The organism is Pseudonocardia ailaonensis (assembly GCF_039531635.1).
In the GTDB taxonomy this organism is placed as follows: domain Bacteria; phylum Actinomycetota; class Actinomycetes; order Mycobacteriales; family Pseudonocardiaceae; genus Pseudonocardia; species Pseudonocardia ailaonensis.
Map to the genome: position 1 here is coordinate 240,848 of NZ_BAAAQK010000018.1, position 16,016 is coordinate 256,863.

The window sequence follows — 16,016 nt, forward strand, 5'->3', positions numbered from 1 at the left end:
ATCAGGCAGCACCGATCGGGCAGCACCGATCAGGCGGCGACGGCGGCCCGTTCGGCCAGCAGCTCGAAGGAGCGGAACCAGGCGGTCCGGTCCACGACGGGACAGGCGACGATCAGCTCGTCGAGCCCGACCCGCGCCGCGAGGTCCTCCAGCCAGGTCTGCACCGTCTCCGGGGTGCCGACGGCCGTGTACTTCATCATCCCGAGGATCTGCCGGCCGGAGGGCGTGCTGAGCACCGCCTCGGCCTCGGTGTCCGTCAGCCGGTTGCCGCCGCGGGAGAGGAACAGCTTCACCCGGTTGACCTGCGCCTTGTGCTGCAGGTCCGCGGCCTCCTGCGCGCTGTCCGCGGCGATCACGTTCACGCCCGCCATCACCCGCGGCTCCGCGAGCTGCGCGGACGGCCGGAACTCGGCCCGGTAGGTCTCGACGGCCTGCTCGAGCTGCTCCGGCGCGAAGTGCGAGGCGAAGGCGTAGGGCAGGCCGAGGATCGCGGCGACCTGCGCGCCGTAGAGGCTCGACCCGAGGACGTAGAGCGGCACGCCGGTGCCGCGGCCCGGGTAGGCGTTGACGCCGGGCACCAGGCTGTCGGAGCCCAGGTAGGCCGCGAGCTCCTGGACGTCCTGCGGGAACGTCTCCGACGCCCGCGGGTCCCGGCGCAGCGCCCGGAAGGTGTTCTGGTCGGTCCCCGGCGCGCGGCCCAGGCCGAGCTCGATCCGCCCCGGGTGGAGCTCGGCGAGGGTGCCGAACTGCTCGGCGATCTGCAACGGCGAGTGGTTCGGCAGCATGATCCCACCGGCGCCGAGGGTGATCGTGGACGTCTGCGACGCGACGTGGCCGATCATCACGCTCGTCGCCGACGAGGCGATGGAGCGCATGTTGTGGTGCTCGGCGTACCAGATCCGCCGGAAGCCCCACCGCTCCGCGCGTTGCGCCAGCTCGACGCTGGCCTGCAGCCCCTCGCGGACGCTCTCCCCCTCCGCGACGGTCGCCAGGTCGAGGATGGACAAGGGGGGCAGGGACACGACGGCGCACCTCTCCGCTCGGGGTCAGTCACCGGTGTCAACACCCGACCGCACGGATCTCTTCCGGCCGGGCATCCATCCGCTTCGACACCTACTTCGCCCTCAAGACCGGACTCGAGAATCTCCTCGGCCACGAGGTCGACGTGGTCATGGCTGACGCCCTGGAAACCCGTACGTCCGCACCGCAGTCCTCGACGAGCGACAGAGCCTCTATGCCGCGTGACCCACGCGCATACCTCTGGGACGCTGCCCGCGCCGCCTCGCTCATCGAGGAGTTCACGGACGGCCTCTACGAGGCCGACACCTGAGCGAACGCCCTCGTCCGCTCAGGTGTCGAGCGGCAGTTCGAGATCCTCGGCGAGGCCCTCAACCAGCTGTCCCGGGTCGCGCCCGAGATCGCCGCACGCGTTCCCGGCCTGGCACAGATCATCGGCTTCCGCAACATCCTGATCCACGGCTACGCCGTCGTCGACGACGGGCTGGTCTGGGATGCCGTCACGGCGAAACTGCCCGGGCTACGTACAACGCTGACTGCCCCGCTGGCCGAGGGCGCCTGAACACACGAACGGCGCCCCCGGGAGTCCGGGAGCGCCGTCGAGGTCGTGAGTGGCGATGGTCGCCAGAGCGACTATCGCCACTCACGGGGTGTCACTTGGCCTTCTCGCCCACCCAGCTCATCAGACCGCGGAGCTTCTCACCGACGACCTCGATCGGGTGCTCGGTGCCCTCCTTCTGCAGGCGGGTGTAGTTCGGGCGGCCCGCCTCGTCCTCGGCGACCCACTCGTTCGCGAAGGTGCCGTCCTGGATCTCGCCCAGGATCTTCTTCATCTCGGCCTTGGTGGCGGCGTTGACCACGCGCGGGCCGCGGGTCAGGTCGCCGTACTCGGCGGTGTCGGAGATGGAGAAGCGCTCGTTGGCGATGCCGCCCTCGTACATGAGGTCGACGATCAGCTTGAGCTCGTGCAGGCACTCGAAGTAGGCGATCTCCGGGGCGTAGCCCGCCTCGGTGAGCACCTCGAAACCGGTCTGCACCAGCGCGGCCGCGCCACCGCAGAGGACGGCCTGCTCGCCGAACAGGTCGGTCTCGGTCTCCTCCTTGAAGGTGGTCTCGATGACGCCCGCGCGGGCGCCGCCGATCCCGGCCGCGTAGGAGAGCGCGATCGCCTTGGCGTTGCCCGACGGGTCCTGCTCCACGGCGATGAGCGCCGGGACGCCCTTGCCGTCGACGTACTGGCGACGGACCAGGTGGCCCGGGCCCTTCGGCGCGATCATGATCACGTCGACGTCCGCGGGGGCCTTGATCAGGTCGTAGCGGATGTTGAAGCCGTGCCCGAACGCGAGCACGTCGCCGCTCTGCAGGTTGGGCGCGATGTCGTCCGCGTAGATGAAGCGCTGCTTCGTGTCGGGCGCCAGGATCATGATCAGGTCGGCCCACGCGGACGCCTCGGCCGGGGTGAGCACCTCGAGGCCCTCGTCGGTGGCCTTCTGGCGGCTCTTGCTGCCCTCGGGGAGGCCGATCTTCACCTCGACGCCGGAGTCACGGAGCGAGAGCGCGTGCGCGTGCCCCTGCGAGCCGTAGCCGATCACGGCGACCTTGCGGCCCTGGATGATCGACAGGTCGGCGTCGTCGTCGTAGTAGATGTTGACACTCATGACGGGTGAGAAATCCTCTCGAAGCGGGTCTTGCGAAGAGTATTAGCGGGCCGAGGCGGCGGTGATGGACCGGGGTCCGCGGCCGACGGCCACCATCCCGGACTGCACCAGCTCCCGGATCCCGTAGGGCTCCAGCACGCGGAGCAGCGCGTTCAGCTTGTCCATGGTGCCGGTGGCTTCGATCGTGAGCGCCTCGGGTGCCACGTCCACCACCTTCGCGCGGAACAGCTGCACGGTCTCCAGGACCTGGCTGCGCACGCCGGCGTCGGCGCGCACCTTGACGAGCATCAGCTCCCGCTGCACGGACGCGGTGGGCTCCAGCTCGACGATCTTGATGACGTTGATCAGCTTGTTCAGCTGCTTGGTGACCTGCTCGAGGGGGAAGTCCTCGACGGACACGACGATCGTCATCCGGGAGATGTCCGGCGCCTCGGTCTGGCCGACGGCGAGGGAGATGATGTTGAAGCCGCGCCGCGAGAACAGCCCCGCGACGCGGGCCAGAACGCCGGGCTTGTCCTCGACGAGGACCGACAGTGTGTGCGTCTCGATCACGACTGCGACGCGCCTTCCTCGAGGGCACGCTCGGTGACCTCGTCGATCGCCTCGACACCGGCCGCCAGCTCGTCGCCCTCGAACAGCGGACGGATGGTGCGGGCCGACATGATCTCGTCGTTGCCGGTGCCCGCGGCGACCATCGGCCAGACCTGCGCGTCCGCGCCGACGGTGAAGTCGATGACGACGGGCTGGTCGTTGATCTCCATCGCCTGCCGGATGACGCGGTCGACGTCCTCCTTCGACTCCGCGCGCAGGCCGACGCAGCCCATGGCCTCGGCGAGGAGCGTGAAGTCCGGGATGCGGTGCTTGTGGGTGCCGAGGTCGGTGTTGGAGTAGCGCTTGTCGTAGAACAGCGTCTGCCACTGCCGGACCATGCCGAGGTTGCCGTTGTTGATCACGGCCACCTTGATCGGGATGCCCTCGATGGCGCAGGTGGCGAGCTCCTGGTTGGTCATCTGGAAGCAGCCGTCGCCGTCGATGGCCCACACGACCTTGTCCGGCGCGCCGACCTTGGCGCCCATGGCCGCGGGGACGGCGTAGCCCATCGTCCCGAGGCCGCCCGAGTTCAGCCAGGTCCGCGGGTTCTCGTACTTGACGAACTGCGCGGCCCACATCTGGTGCTGGCCGACGCCCGCGGCGTAGAGCGCCTCCGGGCCGGCGATGGCACCGATCCGCTCGATGACGTACTGCGGCGACAGCGAGCCGTCGTCCGGCCAGTCGTAGCCGAGCGGGAAGGTGTCGCGCCACTCGTCGAGCTGCGCCCACCAGGCGGTCAGGTCGGTGAGCTGCTCCCCGCGCACGGCCTCGATCAGCTCGACCAGGATCTCCTTGGCGTCGCCCACGATCGGGACGTCCGCACGCCGGTTCTTGGAGATCTCGGCCGGGTCGATGTCCGCGTGGACGATCTTCGCCTCGGTCGCGAAGCTCGACAGCTGGCCGGTGACCCGGTCGTCGAAGCGCGCGCCGAGGGCGATCAGCAGGTCGGACTTCTGCATCGCGCCGACCGCCGACACCGTGCCGTGCATGCCCGGCATCCCGACGTGCTGGCGGTGGCTGTCCGGGAACGCGCCGCGCGCCATCAGGGTCGTGACGACCGGGATGTTCGTCAGCTCGGCGAGCTCCATCAGCTCGGGCGACGCCTCGGCCTTGAGCACCCCGCCGCCGACGTAGAGCACGGGCTTGTGCGCCGCGGCGATGAGCTTGGCCGCCTCGCGGATCTGCTTGCTGTGCGGGCGGGTGGTGGGCCGGTACCCCGGCAGCTTCAGCTCCGGCGGCCACGAGAAGACGGTCTGCGCCTGCTGCACGTCCTTGGGGATGTCCACCAGCACCGGGCCGGGTCGGCCCGTCGACGCCAGGTGGAACGCCTCGGCGATGGCCCGCGGGATCTCCGCCGGGTCCGTCACCAGCATGTTGTGCTTGGTCACCGGCATGGTGATGCCGGTGATGTCGGCTTCCTGGAAGGCGTCCGTGCCGATCAGCGCCTTGGCCACCTGCCCGGTGATGGCGACGACGGGGACCGAGTCCATGTGCGCGTCGGCCAGCGGGGTGATGAGGTTGGTCGCCCCCGGCCCGGAGGTGGCCATGCAGACCCCGACCCGGCCCGTGGCCTGCGCGTACCCCGTCGCCGCGTGCCCCCCGCCCTGCTCGTGGCGGACCAGCACGTGGCGGACCGTCGTCGAGTCGAGCAGCGGGTCGTACGTCGGCAGGATGGTGCCGCCGGGGATCCCGAAGACGACCTCGCAGCCGATCGACTCGAGCGAGCGGACGATGGACTGGGCGCCGGTGACCTGCTCGGGGCCGGATCGCGGCCCGGGCACGGTGCCGGCTACGGCGTCGGTCTTCTCTCGCTGCCCCGGGGCGCCGGTCGGGCGTCCCGCGGGCACTCCGGTGCGTCCCGGCGGCGGCGCCGGTTTCGGTCCCGGGGTGCCGGGACGGGGAGTTGCGGTGGTCATCTGCTTCCTCGCTGATCACGTGCCGGACATGAAGCCCGGACACAAAAAAGCCCCCGTCGCCCGGAGCGGGCGGAACGAGGGTGGCGCGTCTCTGACCGAGTACTCGAAAGCCTCAGGCGGAGACGCGCCTGAGAAGTACGAGAATTCGGCGGGCGGACATGACAGCGAACCTAGCACGCGGTCGACGGCGGGCGTCAACCGGCTGGGACGCGATGTCCCGGATCGTGAGAGCAGGTGGGACGATGGCACCCGTGAGCTCAGACAAGTCCAGGCCCGGTATCGCCGAGGGGCGCGTCGCCTCGGCCAACAAGCTGAGTGCGGGGGCGGTCCCGGAGCGGCTGGTGTTCCGGCGGTCCCCGCTCGCCCTGGCCGGCGCCGCCTTCTTCCTGGTCGCGGCCATCCCGTTCGCGTTCGGCGCGCCCTGGCTCTGGCTGGTGTACGTGCTGCCGGTCGCGTTCACCTACTGGACCGTGCGGCCGCGCACCGTGGTCGACGCCTCGTCGGTCACGGCACGTCGTCTCCTGTCGAGCAGGCGCGTACCGTGGTCGGAGATCAGCTCGCTGCGCCTGAGCTCGAGATCCCGGGTCAGCGCGGTGCTGACGGACGACTCGGAGCTACCGCTGCCCACCGTCCACATCCGCGACCTTCCCGCGCTGGCCGCCGTCTCCGGCGGCAGGCTGCCCGATCCGGCTGGAGAGTAGAGACAGATGCCGGCTCTTCGTTCCCGAGTCACCACCCACGGCCGCAACGCCGCCGGTGCCCGTTCCCTGTGGCGCGCCACCGGGATGGGCGACGACGACTTCGGCAAGCCCATCGTCGCCATCGCGAACTCCTACACCCAGTTCGTGCCCGGCCACGTGCACCTCAAGGACATGGGCGACCTGGTCGCCGGCGCGGTCCGCGAGGCCGGCGGCGTCGCCCGCGAGTTCAACACCATCGCGGTCGACGACGGCATCGCCATGGGCCACGGCGGCATGCTCTACTCGCTGCCCTCGCGCGAGCTGATCTCCGACGCCGTCGAGTACATGGTCAACGGCCACGCCGCCGACGCCCTCGTCTGCATCTCGAACTGCGACAAGATCACCCCGGGGATGCTCAACGCCGCCATGCGGCTCAACATCCCCACGGTGTTCGTGTCCGGCGGGCCGATGGAGGCCGGCAAGGCCGTCGTCGTCGGCGGGGTCGCGCAGGCGCCCACGGACCTGATCACCGCGATCTCCGCCTCGGCGTCGGCCCAGGTGGACGAGGAGGGCCTCGACATCGTCGAGCGCTCCGCGTGCCCGACGTGCGGCTCCTGCTCCGGCATGTTCACCGCGAACTCGATGAACTGCCTCACCGAGGCCCTCGGGCTCTCCCTGCCCGGCAACGGGTCCACGCTGGCCACCCACTCCGCGCGCCGCGAGCTGTTCCTCAACGCCGGCCGCACCGTGATGGACCTGGCCAAGCGCTGGTACGAGAACGACGACGAGTCGGCCCTCCCCCGCAACATCGCCACCAAGGCGGCGTTCGAGAACGCCATGGCGCTCGACGTCGCGATGGGTGGCTCCACCAACACGGTGCTGCACATCCTCGCCGCCGCGCAGGAGGGCGAGATCGCGTTCTCGCTCGCGGACATCGACGCGATCTCGCGGCGCGTCCCGTGCCTGTCGAAGGTGTCCCCGAACTCGGACTACCACATGGAGGACGTGCACCGGGCCGGCGGAATCCCCGCGCTGCTGGGTGAGCTGAACCGGGCGGGGCTGCTCAACACCGAGGTCCACTCGGTGCACTCGCCGACCCTGGAGCAGTGGCTGTCGGAGTGGGACATCCGCAGCTCCGCGCCGTCCGAGACCGCCGTGGAGCTGTTCCACGCCGCTCCCGGCGGGGTCCGCACCACCGAGGCGTTCTCCACCTCGAACCGCTGGTCCTCCCTCGACACGGATGCCGCCGGTGGCTGCATCCGCGACAAGGAGCACGCCTACACGGTCGACGGCGGCCTCGCGGTCCTGCGCGGCAACCTCTCCGAGAACGGCGCGGTGATCAAGACCGCCGGCATCCCGGAGAACATCTGGCGCTTCGAGGGCCCCGCCGTGGTCCTGGAGTCCCAGGAGGACGCCGTCTCCGCGATCCTCCACAAGGAGATCAAGGCCGGGGACGTGCTCGTCATCCGCTACGAGGGCCCCGCGGGCGGGCCGGGAATGCAGGAGATGCTGCACCCCACCGCCTTCCTCAAGGGCTCGGGCCTGGGCGCGAAGTGCGCGCTGGTCACGGACGGCCGCTTCTCCGGCGGCTCCAGCGGCATCTCGGTGGGCCACGTCGCCCCCGAGGCGGCCGCCGGCGGCGTGATCGGCCTGGTCGAGAACGGCGACCGGATCCTGATCGACGTCCGCGAGCGGACCCTCGCGGTCCTGGTCGACGACGAGGTCCTCGCCGAACGCCGCGCCAAGATGGACGCGAGCGAGCGCCCCTGGACCCCGAAGGACCGCCAACGAGTGGTCAGCAAGGCCCTGCGCGCCTACGCCGCCATGGCGACATCCGCGGACACCGGCGCCGTCCGCCAGGTCCCCTGATCCGTCCGTGAGTGGCGATAGTCGCCATGGCGACTATCGCCACTCACGAGGGGACTGCGGGCGTAGCGTCCGTCCCATGACGCTTCCTTCCCGCACGCTCGGCTCCCTGACGGTCTCGGCGCAGGGGCTCGGGTGCATGGGGATGTCCCAGTCCTACGGGGCCGGGGATCCCGACGAGTCGGTCGCCACCATCCACCGCGCCCTCGATCTCGGCGTGACCCTGCTCGACACCGCGAACGTCTACGGCCACGGCGCCAACGAGGAGCTGGTCGGGCGGGCCATCAAGGACCGCCGGGACGAGGTCGTGCTCGCCACCAAGTTCGGCATCGTGTGGACGGACGGTGTGCAGGGCGCCCGCGGCGACGCCGCCTTCGTGAAGAAGTGCTGCGACGAGTCCCTCGCACGCCTCGGCGTCGACCACATCGACCTCTACTACCAGCATCGCGTGGACCACTCGCTCCCGATCGAGGAGACCTGGGGCGCGCTGGCCGAGCTGGTCGCGGCGGGCAAGGTGCGCCACCTGGGGATCTCCGAGGCGGGTGCGGACACGATCCGCGCCGCGCACGCCGTCCACCCGGTCACCGCGCTGCAGAGCGAGTGGTCACTGTGGACGCGCGGGCTGGAGGAGTCCGTCATCCCCGCGTGCGAGGAGCTGGGGATCGGCGTGGTCCCCTTCTCCCCCTTGGGCCGCGGCTTCCTCACCGGCGCACTGACGTCCACGGCGCAGCTCTCCGAGGACGACATGCGCCGCAACCTGCCCCGCTTCAGCGACGAGAACTTCGCCGCCAACCTGGGGATCGTCGAGACGCTGACACGGCTGGCCGCGGAGCGCGGGGTCACGCCCGGCCAGCTCGCGCTGGCGTGGGTGCAGAGCCGGGGCGAGCACGTCGTCCCGATCCCGGGCACCAAGCGCCGCACCTATCTCGAGGAGAACGTCGCCGCCGCGACCCTGGAGCTCACCGCGGACGAGCTCACGGCGATCGCGGCCTCCGTGTCGACGGTCGCGGGCGAGCGCTACCCCGCCGCCCTCCAGGCGAACACCGGCCGCTGAGCCGCCCCGCCGCGCCCCGGCCCGGCCCCGCCCTCGCCCTCGCCCTCGCCCTCGCCCTCGCCGAGATGAACCTCAGGCACATTCGATCATGGTCGGAGGGTGCCTGAGGTTCATCTCGGCGCGGCGGTGAGGGCGGGGCCCAGGCGGGCCAGGGCCTCGGCCGCGGTGTCGAGCATCTCGGCGACCCGGGCGGCTCCCAGATGGTCGGCCGCGAACCCCAGGTACTGGACGTGTGCGTGGACCCGGGCCCATTCCCGTTCCACCTCGGCGAGGGGTCCCTCCGGGAACAGCACCCGGTAGGGGCCGAGATCCACGGCGCCCTGGGCCTCGATCACCGCGAGGTCCAGGCCCGCCGGTGCCACCCGGGCGTTGCCCCAGTCGATCAGGTGGTCGCCGAGCATGTTGCCGCGATGGGCGTCGCCGTGGCAGAGGGTCTTCGGCAGGAGGGCGAGGGCGGCGACGATGCGCGGGTCCTCCGCCCAGGCCGTGACCTGCGCGATCGCCGTGGGCCAGGGTTCCGGGGCGGTCCGGGCGCCTGACGGAGCGGCACTGCGACCGGCCGGAGCGGCGCTGCCACCGGCCGGAGCGGCACTGCCACCGGCCGGAGCGGCGCTGCTGCCGGCCGCGTCGGGGTCGCCCGGGGCCACGACCGCCCGTTCCGCCGCCCCGCGCAGCGCCACGAGCACGTGCGCGCACAGCCCCCGCCACCAGGAGGCGTCGACGACCGGGAGGCCGCGGGGCCGCTTGCGGAACCAGTGCCGGTGCACCGCGGCGAGGGTCCGCAGGACCGGCTCGCGCACCTCGCCGTCCGCGGCACCGTCGACGAACTCCAGCACCAGTGGATCGGTCGCGAGCATCCGCGGCACGGCGACCAGCTCGGGATCGACCACCGCGACGGCCCGCATCGCCGCCACCTCGACGGGATCCGCCGGCTTGAGGACCACGGTGTGCACCCGGCCGTCGACCAGCAGGTCCACCCGTTCGACGACGCCCGAGGCGTACCCGCCGGTCAGCGGAGTGCGGGCGACGATCTCGGGGGTCCCGCCCAGCCGTCGTCCGACGCCGTCCAGCCAGGTCACCGCAGGACGAACAACACCAGGACCGCGACCGCCGCACCGAGGACCAGGAAGAGCGTGGCCCACGGCAGCGGGCGCCGCTGCCAGGTGCGGCCGGCGTCGAGCGCGATCCGCCCGGCCCCGGTGAACAGCAGCGCGGCCAGGCCCGCGGCCAGCGCGACGTCGAGCTCCAGGGCGTTCGGGGCCGCGGCGGCGAAGAACGGGCCGCCCCACTTCACGGTGATCGCGACGGCCTTCACGGCGAGCAGCCCGGCGGCCGCGAGAGGCGTGAACAGACCCAGGACCAGCAGCCCACCGAGGATCAGCTCGCCGAAGCCGAGCACACCCGCCAGGATCGAGGTCGCGGAGAACCCCTGGCCCTCGAGGATCCGGGCGGTCTCGCCGAGGCCCAGCCCGCCCCACAGCCCGAACGCCTTCTGCACGCCGTGCGCGACGAACAGCCCGCCGATGCCCAGGCGCAGCAGGAGCATCCCCAGGTCGGCGCCGCTGTTCCAGGCGACCGGGCGCCGGTCCGAGTCCGGTGCGGCCGGCGGCTGGGTGCCGCCGAGCCTGCCGATGTCGAACTGCTGCGTGGGTTCGGTCATGGTGCGAGGGTATCGGCGCGGGATCCACGGGGCCGGGCTCCCGACCAGCGTGTTCGCCAACGATCCGGCCACGATCCGGTGGCTCCCGGGTCACCCGCACCGGCGGCGGACGGCCCGCGCGAACGGCCCCCGCGTCGCGGGGGCCGTTCGGTCGCGCTGTCGGTTCAGCGGTGGGCGCCGGCTGCGAAACGCTCGTCCAGGAACGCGACCGCTCCGGCGATGCCGTTCTGCTGCTCGCCCTGGTGGTTCTGCCCCGCGTCCTCGACGAACCGGACCTGGACACCCGCCGCGCGGTACTGCGCCACGAGCTCCCGGGCCCCGTCGACGGGGATCAGCTCGTCGGCCGTGCCGTGGTACATGTACACGGGCGCCGTCGGGACACCGGCGTAGCCGACCGGGCTGGCCGAGTGCAGGAAGTCGTGGAACGGTCCGGCGGTGAGCGAACCGGGCTGTGCCTCCAACGAGGCCAGGGACACGTTGTGCGGGCCCGTGACGACCGCCGTCCCGAGGCAGGTGTGCGACACGGCGTCGGCGTAGGACTTCCCGGACGCGTTGACGTACTGGTCGACGTTCGCCTGGGGGTAGGCGTTGCGCACGGAGGCGATCGCGAAGGGCAGATAGCTCGAGAGCGCGCCGCCGCTGACGGCCTGCAGGCTCCGGTTCAGGTCGGAGATGACACCGCCGGCGGCGATGCCGCTGATCCTGAGCTCGGGCGCGTAGGCGGCCTGCTTCTTCGCGGCCGCGGTGGTGGCGAAACCGCCACCGGAGTAGCCCCACAGACCCAGGGGCGCCTTCCGGTCCACGTGCGCCGGAGCGAACGAGCGCGCCGCCCGGATCCCGTCGAGGACGCCGTACCCGGCCGCGTTCGCGCCCAGGAACTGGGAGCCGGGCCCTTCGTAGTCCGGGACGACGACGGCCCAGCCGTGGCTCACCGCGTCGGCCACCCGCTGACGGTCGAACTGGACCTGCGCGGCGGAGACGGCGGCCACCTCCGCGCCCGCGCGCTGCACGTAGGAGGGCGCGCAGACGGTCGAGAGGCCGTCCTCGGGCACCTGGTAGGACACCAGCGGCCGGGCTCCGGGGCCCGTCCAGCGCGCCGTGGGGACCAGGAGCGTCGCGACGGTGGCGGTGGGCTTCCCGGCGTTGTCGCGGGTCTTGTAGAGCAGCTGCCACACCGCGGCGGGCGACGGGACGGCCAGCGCGTCGGCCGGTAGCCGCCGCGACCGCAGCACCGCGCCGTCCCGCGTGGCGCCCAGGTGCGCGGGCACCGAGTAGAAGGGATCCTGGTCCGGCTGCGCGAGGGCCGCGGCATGCGACACCGCGGGAGCGGGGGCGGATGCGGACGCGGCGGGTGCGGCGGCGAGCGTGAGGCCGGCGCCGGCCACCACGGTCGCGACCAGCAGCGCGACCGGTCTCGGCAGGTGAACAGACATGGGAAGGGCCTTTCTCAGAGGTAGCTGACGCCGGTCAGGGCCTCGGCGGCCGTCCACAGCCGGCTACCGAAGGCGGGATCACCGGCCTGCTCGCTCGGACGGACCTCGGCGACGTGCCCGCGCCGCTCACCGCGGGCGGCGGGCCCGAAGAACTGACCGCCGCGGACCCCCTGGGCCGTCGCGGCGTAGAGCTGGGGCAGTGTGCCCTGGTCGACGGACTGCGTGGTGAGCACCGCGGCGACGCGGGCGACGGCCCGCGCGACCGCGCCACGGTGTTCGAACGCACGCGGGGTGAGGTTGGTCCTGGTCATCCCGGGGTGCGCGACCACGCCGATGACCGGCGACCCGGCCGCACGCAGGCGTCGGTCCAGCTCGAGGCCGAAGGCCGTGGTGGCCAGCTTCGAGCGCCGGTAGGCGCGGCTGCCGTCGAAGTCCCGGTCCGACATCAGGTCGTCCAGGTCCACGGTGACGCTCTTGTGGACGATCGAGCTCAGGTTGACCACCCGGGGTGCGTCCCCGCGGTCGAGGGCGCCGAGCAGGTGCCCGGTCAGCGCGAAGTGGCCGAGCATGTTGGTGCCCATGTGCAGCTCGAACCCGTCGGACGTCTCCCGCCGGGAGTCGAGGATGACCAGGCCGGCGTTGTTGACGAGCAGGTCGATCCCCCCGACGTCCGCCGTCAGCTTCTCGGCGAACTCGCGGACCGACGCGAGCGAGGCCAGGTCGAGCTTGCGCACCTCCAGCTCGGCCACCGGTGCGACCGCCCGGATCGAGGCCGCCGCCTGCTCGCCCGAGTCGGTGTTGCGCACCGCGAGCACGACCTTGGCGCCGTGCCGGGCGAGCTCGGTCGCGGTGACCAGCCCCAGCCCCGAGTTCGCGCCGGTGACCACGGCGAGCCTGCCGCGCTGGTCGGGAATGTCCTTCGCCGTCCAGTGGGACATCTGTGACATCTGAGATCTCCTGACGTGTCGTTGTCGATGTTGTATCGCGACCGTAGGAGCGTTTCCGGAGATCTCCGTCGTCCGTGTGAACCTGGGTCCGGGAGACCTACCCTGGCTGCCCGACGGCTCGGCAGACTGGCCGCATGTCCCACGACGACCCGTACGCGCGCGAGCTCGGTGAGTTCCTGCGCACCCGCCGGAACCGGCTGCAGCCCCAGGACGTGGGTCTCGAGCCGGGCGGCAGGCGCAGGGTCCCCGGCCTGCGCCGCGAGGAGCTCGCCGTGCTGGCCGGCGTCAGCACGGACTACTACCAGCGCATGGAACAGGGCCGCGAGGTCCGGCCCTCCGACGACCTGCTCGACGCGATCGCCGCCGCCCTGGAGCTCGACGACGAGGAGCGCCGGCACCTGTTCGCCCTGGCGCACGCGGTCCGGCGGGCCGGCGCGGGCGCCCGGGCGCGCAGCGACGACTCCGTCCCGGACAGCACCGTGCACCTGCTGGACGCCATGAACACCCCCGGCCTGGTGCTGAGCCGCCACCTCGACGTCCTCGCCTGGAATCCGCTGGCCGTGGCCCTGCTCGGCGACCCGGAGCAGCTGCCGGCCGGGCAGCGCAACCTGCTCCTCGCGCTGTTCACCGACCCGGATGTCAAGGCACGCTGCGTCCGCTGGGAGGACTTCGCGATGCAGTACATCGGGATGCTGCGGACCGCCGCCGCGGTCGACCCCACGCACCCGCGCGCCACGGCCATCGTCGGCGAGCTGAGCATCCGCAGTGCGGAGTTCCGGCGGCTGTGGGACCGCTACGAGGTGCGGGAGACGGTGCACGGCACGAAGGCCTTCCACCAGCCGGACGTCGGCGAGATCACCCTGACCTGGGACACCTACCCGCTGCCGGGAAGTCCCGGCCCCATGCTGCTGGTCTACACCGCCCGCCCCGGCAGCCCGGACGCCGAGCGCCTCCAGATCCTCGCGTCCCTCCATGCCACCCGGAGGCGGTGACCCCGGGAGCTGTCAGTAGCTCCCGCGCACCAGGTTCGGCGGCTGCTCACCGCGGGCGAAGTAGCCGATCTGCTCGGCCGCGACGGTGAACGCCCGGCTCAGCGCCGCCGGCACGCTCCCCCCGACGTGCGGGGTGATGAGCAGGTTCGGCGCCTCCCACAGCGGGTGCCCGGCCGGCAGCGGCTCGGGATCGGTGACGTCGAGTGCCGCCCTCAGGCGCCCGCCCTGCAGCTCCGCGAGCAGCGCGTCCGTGTCGACGACGGGCCCGCGGGCGCCGTTGACCAGCAGCGCGCCGTCCGGCATCGCGGCCAGGAACCCGGCGTCGACCAGGCCGCGGGTCTCGTCCGTCAGGGGGACGATCAGCACACAGGCGTCGTGCTGCGGGAGGAGCTCGTGGACCTCCCCGATGGCGTGGACGCCGTCCCGCGCCCGGCGGCCGACCAGCGTCGTGCTCACCTCGAAGGGCTCGAGGCGACGCACCACGTGGTCGCCGACGTCGCCCGCGCCCACGACCAGCACCCGCTTGCCGGCCAGCCCCTCGGTGGGGTGCTGGGTCCACTCGCCGCGCTCCTGCGCCCGCACGAACCCCGGGATCTCCCGGTACACCGCGAGCAGCACGGCCACCACCCACTCGGCCGTCGCGGCGCTGTGGGCGCCCTTGCCGTCGGAGAGCGCGACGCCCTCGGGGAGGTTGCCGACCCAGGCGTCCGCACCCGCGGTGAGCAGCTGGACCAGCTGCAGCTTCGGCAGGCGGCGGGCGAGCGCGACGGCCTCGCCGGTCGCGAGGAAGGGCGGCACGAGCACCTCGGCCTCCTCGGCGCCCTCGGGCAGGGACCGCGTCGCGTCGTAGACCAGTGTCTCGACGCCCGGGACGTCGGCGAGGTACTCCTGACCGCGGGGATGGGGGACGAGCACGAGGGTCATGGCCCGACCCTAACCGGCCGCTCACCTCCTCCGCCCTAGCCTGGACGACGTGCCCGCCCGCCCGTCCCGCCCCCGGCTCCTGCTGGTCGTGCTGGCCGGGCTGCTCGGACTGCTCCTCGCCGGCTGCGCGACCTTCCCGGACGAGGGCCCGCGGGACTGGCAGGCGAAGACCGAGGGGCAGGGCGAGCTCGGCGGTCCGCCCGCGGCGCAGGATCCCGCGGACCCCGGGAACGAGGCCGGCCAGCCGCCCACCACCGGTCCGACCCAGCCCGGGGCGCCGAACGGCTGCGACGATCCGGACCCCCGGGTCGTCGCCACCTGCCTGGACCCGGTCGCCGCGGTCGCGCCCCTGCCCGGGACGGACGCCGCGCTCGTCGCGGAACGGTCCACGGGCCGCATCCTGCGCGTGCAGCGGGGGACGGATCCCCAGGTCGTGACCATCATCCCGGTGGACCCGGCGGGCGGCGGCCTGATCGGCATGGTCCTGTCCCCCGGTTACCAGGAGGACCGCCTGGTCTACGCCTACATCAGCACGCCGGAGGGCAACCAGGTCGTCCGGCTGCCGCCGGGGGAACCCGCCAAGCCGATCTTCACCGGGATCCCGCGCGGCGCGCCGGGCGTCGGCGGGCTGAGCGTCGACCGGGACGGATTCCTGCTGGTCGCCACCGGTGCGCAGGGTGGGGACCCGGCGGACCCGCGGTCGCTGGCCGGGAAGGTCCTGCGGATCGACACGCTCGGCCGGCCCTCCCCGCGCAACCCCGACCCGACCTCGCCGGTGCTGAGCTCGGGGCTGCGCAACCCCGCGGGCGTCTGCGCGGACCCGAGCACCTCGACCACGTGGGTCACGGACCGGACCGGCAGCCGGGACGTCCTCTACCGGATCAGTTCCGGCCCGGTGGGCGTACCCGCGTGGAGCTGGCCGGACCGGCCCGGCGTCGCCGGATGCGTGGCGCAGCCCGGCACGGTCGGGGTCGCGATGACCACCGGCGCGGTGCTCGCCCTGCTCCGCCCCGGCGACGACGGCCGCTTCACGGCCCCACCGGAGAACCTGCTCGCCAACACCTACGGCCGCCTCAACGCCGCCGCCCTCGGCTCCGACGGCCTGGTGTGGCTGGGCACGGTGAACAAGGCGGGGGGCAAGCCCGTGGCCAGCGACGACCGGGTCATCCGGCTGCCCCTGCTCTCGGGCGGCGGCGCGGACCGGGCGTGAGACCCGTGATCGCTGCCCGAGCCGCGGGCCCGTGTCGTCGCGCCCCAGGCCGACCTCGTGAGTGGCGA

At 72.6% G+C, this 16,016-nt stretch carries 15 protein-coding genes; 6 read left to right on the forward strand and 9 right to left on the reverse strand.

Features of this window, described 5'->3' with window-relative positions; genetic code table 11:
* Positions 1-29 precede the first annotated feature (29 nt).
* On the reverse strand, positions 30-1,022 hold the full coding sequence (locus ABD324_RS23395; protein WP_344420918.1) for an LLM class flavin-dependent oxidoreductase: 993 nt from the start codon (positions 1,020-1,022) through the stop codon (positions 30-32).
* A gap of 374 nt (positions 1,023-1,396) precedes the next feature.
* Here ABD324_RS23395 and ABD324_RS23400 point away from each other — a divergent pair, with 374 nt between their 5' ends.
* Positions 1,397-1,579, forward strand: a complete 183-nt coding sequence (locus ABD324_RS23400) for a HepT-like ribonuclease domain-containing protein (RefSeq protein WP_344421820.1) — start codon at positions 1,397-1,399, stop codon at positions 1,577-1,579.
* A 91-nt stretch (positions 1,580-1,670) separates the two neighbouring features.
* On the opposite strand, the gene ilvC is transcribed toward ABD324_RS23400, so the two are convergent.
* The 3 genes from ilvC to ABD324_RS23415 are packed head-to-tail and all read right to left on the reverse strand — an operon-like array spanning position 1,671 to position 5,182.
* Positions 1,671-2,675: a ketol-acid reductoisomerase gene (ilvC, locus tag ABD324_RS23405; protein ID WP_344420921.1), complete on the reverse strand. Its 1,005-nt coding sequence runs from the start codon at positions 2,673-2,675 to the stop codon at positions 1,671-1,673.
* Positions 2,676-2,717: 42 nt separating this feature from the next.
* Positions 2,718-3,224: an acetolactate synthase small subunit gene (gene ilvN, locus ABD324_RS23410; RefSeq protein WP_344421822.1), complete on the reverse strand. Its 507-nt coding sequence runs from the start codon at positions 3,222-3,224 to the stop codon at positions 2,718-2,720.
* A complete protein-coding gene (locus tag ABD324_RS23415) occupies positions 3,224-5,182 on the reverse strand; it encodes an acetolactate synthase large subunit (RefSeq protein ID WP_344420924.1) in 1,959 nt (652 codons plus the stop codon). The genes ilvN and ABD324_RS23415 overlap by 1 nt, the downstream gene beginning before the upstream one ends.
* A 251-nt stretch (positions 5,183-5,433) precedes the next feature.
* On the opposite strand from ABD324_RS23415, the gene ABD324_RS23420 reads away from it, so the two are divergent.
* The 3 genes from ABD324_RS23420 to ABD324_RS23430 all read left to right on the forward strand — a co-directional run bounded on the left by ABD324_RS23420 (position 5,434) and on the right by ABD324_RS23430 (position 8,782).
* Positions 5,434-5,883 carry a PH domain-containing protein gene (locus ABD324_RS23420; protein WP_344420927.1) on the forward strand — a complete coding sequence of 150 codons (450 nt, stop codon included), beginning with the start codon at positions 5,434-5,436 and terminating at the stop codon, positions 5,881-5,883.
* A gap of 6 nt (positions 5,884-5,889) precedes the next feature.
* A complete protein-coding gene (gene ilvD / locus ABD324_RS23425; protein WP_344420930.1) occupies positions 5,890-7,731 on the forward strand; it encodes a dihydroxy-acid dehydratase in 1,842 nt (613 codons plus the stop codon).
* A gap of 76 nt (positions 7,732-7,807) precedes the next feature.
* Positions 7,808-8,782, forward strand: a complete 975-nt coding sequence (locus ABD324_RS23430; protein WP_344420933.1) for an aldo/keto reductase — start codon at positions 7,808-7,810, stop codon at positions 8,780-8,782.
* A gap of 110 nt (positions 8,783-8,892) precedes the next feature.
* Here the strand turns inward: ABD324_RS23430 and ABD324_RS23435 are convergent, their stop codons facing one another.
* The 4 genes from ABD324_RS23435 to ABD324_RS23450 form a co-directional block, all read right to left on the reverse strand.
* Positions 8,893-9,861 carry a phosphotransferase family protein gene (locus ABD324_RS23435; RefSeq protein ID WP_344420936.1) on the reverse strand — a complete coding sequence of 323 codons (969 nt, stop codon included), beginning with the start codon at positions 9,859-9,861 and terminating at the stop codon, positions 8,893-8,895.
* A complete protein-coding gene (locus ABD324_RS23440) occupies positions 9,858-10,442 on the reverse strand; it encodes a DoxX family membrane protein (RefSeq protein ID WP_344420939.1) in 585 nt (194 codons plus the stop codon). Before ABD324_RS23440 ends, ABD324_RS23435 begins: the two co-directional genes overlap by 4 nt.
* 164 nt (positions 10,443-10,606) lie before the next feature.
* Positions 10,607-11,875: a lipase family protein gene (locus ABD324_RS23445; RefSeq protein WP_344420942.1), complete on the reverse strand. Its 1,269-nt coding sequence runs from the start codon at positions 11,873-11,875 to the stop codon at positions 10,607-10,609.
* A gap of 14 nt (positions 11,876-11,889) precedes the next feature.
* Positions 11,890-12,822, reverse strand: a complete 933-nt coding sequence (locus ABD324_RS23450) for an oxidoreductase (RefSeq protein ID WP_344420944.1) — start codon at positions 12,820-12,822, stop codon at positions 11,890-11,892.
* A gap of 134 nt (positions 12,823-12,956) precedes the next feature.
* Between ABD324_RS23450 and ABD324_RS23455 the strand changes: the two genes are divergently transcribed.
* Entirely contained in the window at positions 12,957-13,814 is an 858-nt protein-coding gene (locus ABD324_RS23455) for a helix-turn-helix transcriptional regulator (protein ID WP_344420947.1), read from the forward strand.
* Between the two features lie 12 nt (positions 13,815-13,826).
* On the opposite strand, the gene ABD324_RS23460 is transcribed toward ABD324_RS23455, so the two are convergent.
* Complete coding sequence (locus ABD324_RS23460; RefSeq protein WP_344420950.1) at positions 13,827-14,738, reverse strand: 2-hydroxyacid dehydrogenase; 912 nt, start codon at positions 14,736-14,738, stop codon at positions 13,827-13,829.
* Positions 14,739-14,787: 49 nt separating this feature from the next.
* Between ABD324_RS23460 and ABD324_RS23465 the strand changes: the two genes are divergently transcribed.
* The gene (locus ABD324_RS23465; protein WP_344420953.1) at positions 14,788-15,948 is read left to right on the forward strand and encodes a PQQ-dependent sugar dehydrogenase; all 1,161 of its coding nucleotides are present in this window, start codon (positions 14,788-14,790) and stop codon (positions 15,946-15,948) included.
* Positions 15,949-16,016: the final 68 nt, after the last annotated feature.

Bases quoted from the DNA above. Each gene is read 5' to 3' on its own strand.
- ilvC (WP_344420921.1), bottom strand. From the start codon at position 2,675: ATGAGTGTCAACATCTACTACGACGACGACGCCGACCTGTCGATCATC.
- ABD324_RS23415 (WP_344420924.1), bottom strand. From the start codon at position 5,182: ATGACCACCGCAACTCCCCGTCCCGGCACCCCGGGACCGAAACCGGCG.
- ilvD (WP_344420930.1), top strand. From the start codon at position 5,890: ATGCCGGCTCTTCGTTCCCGAGTCACCACCCACGGCCGCAACGCCGCC.
- ABD324_RS23430 (WP_344420933.1), top strand. From the start codon at position 7,808: ATGACGCTTCCTTCCCGCACGCTCGGCTCCCTGACGGTCTCGGCGCAG.
- ABD324_RS23440 (WP_344420939.1), bottom strand. From the start codon at position 10,442: ATGACCGAACCCACGCAGCAGTTCGACATCGGCAGGCTCGGCGGCACC.
- ABD324_RS23445 (WP_344420942.1), bottom strand. From the start codon at position 11,875: ATGTCTGTTCACCTGCCGAGACCGGTCGCGCTGCTGGTCGCGACCGTG.
- ABD324_RS23450 (WP_344420944.1), bottom strand. From the start codon at position 12,822: ATGTCACAGATGTCCCACTGGACGGCGAAGGACATTCCCGACCAGCGC.
- ABD324_RS23455 (WP_344420947.1), top strand. From the start codon at position 12,957: ATGTCCCACGACGACCCGTACGCGCGCGAGCTCGGTGAGTTCCTGCGC.
- ABD324_RS23460 (WP_344420950.1), bottom strand. From the start codon at position 14,738: ATGACCCTCGTGCTCGTCCCCCATCCCCGCGGTCAGGAGTACCTCGCC.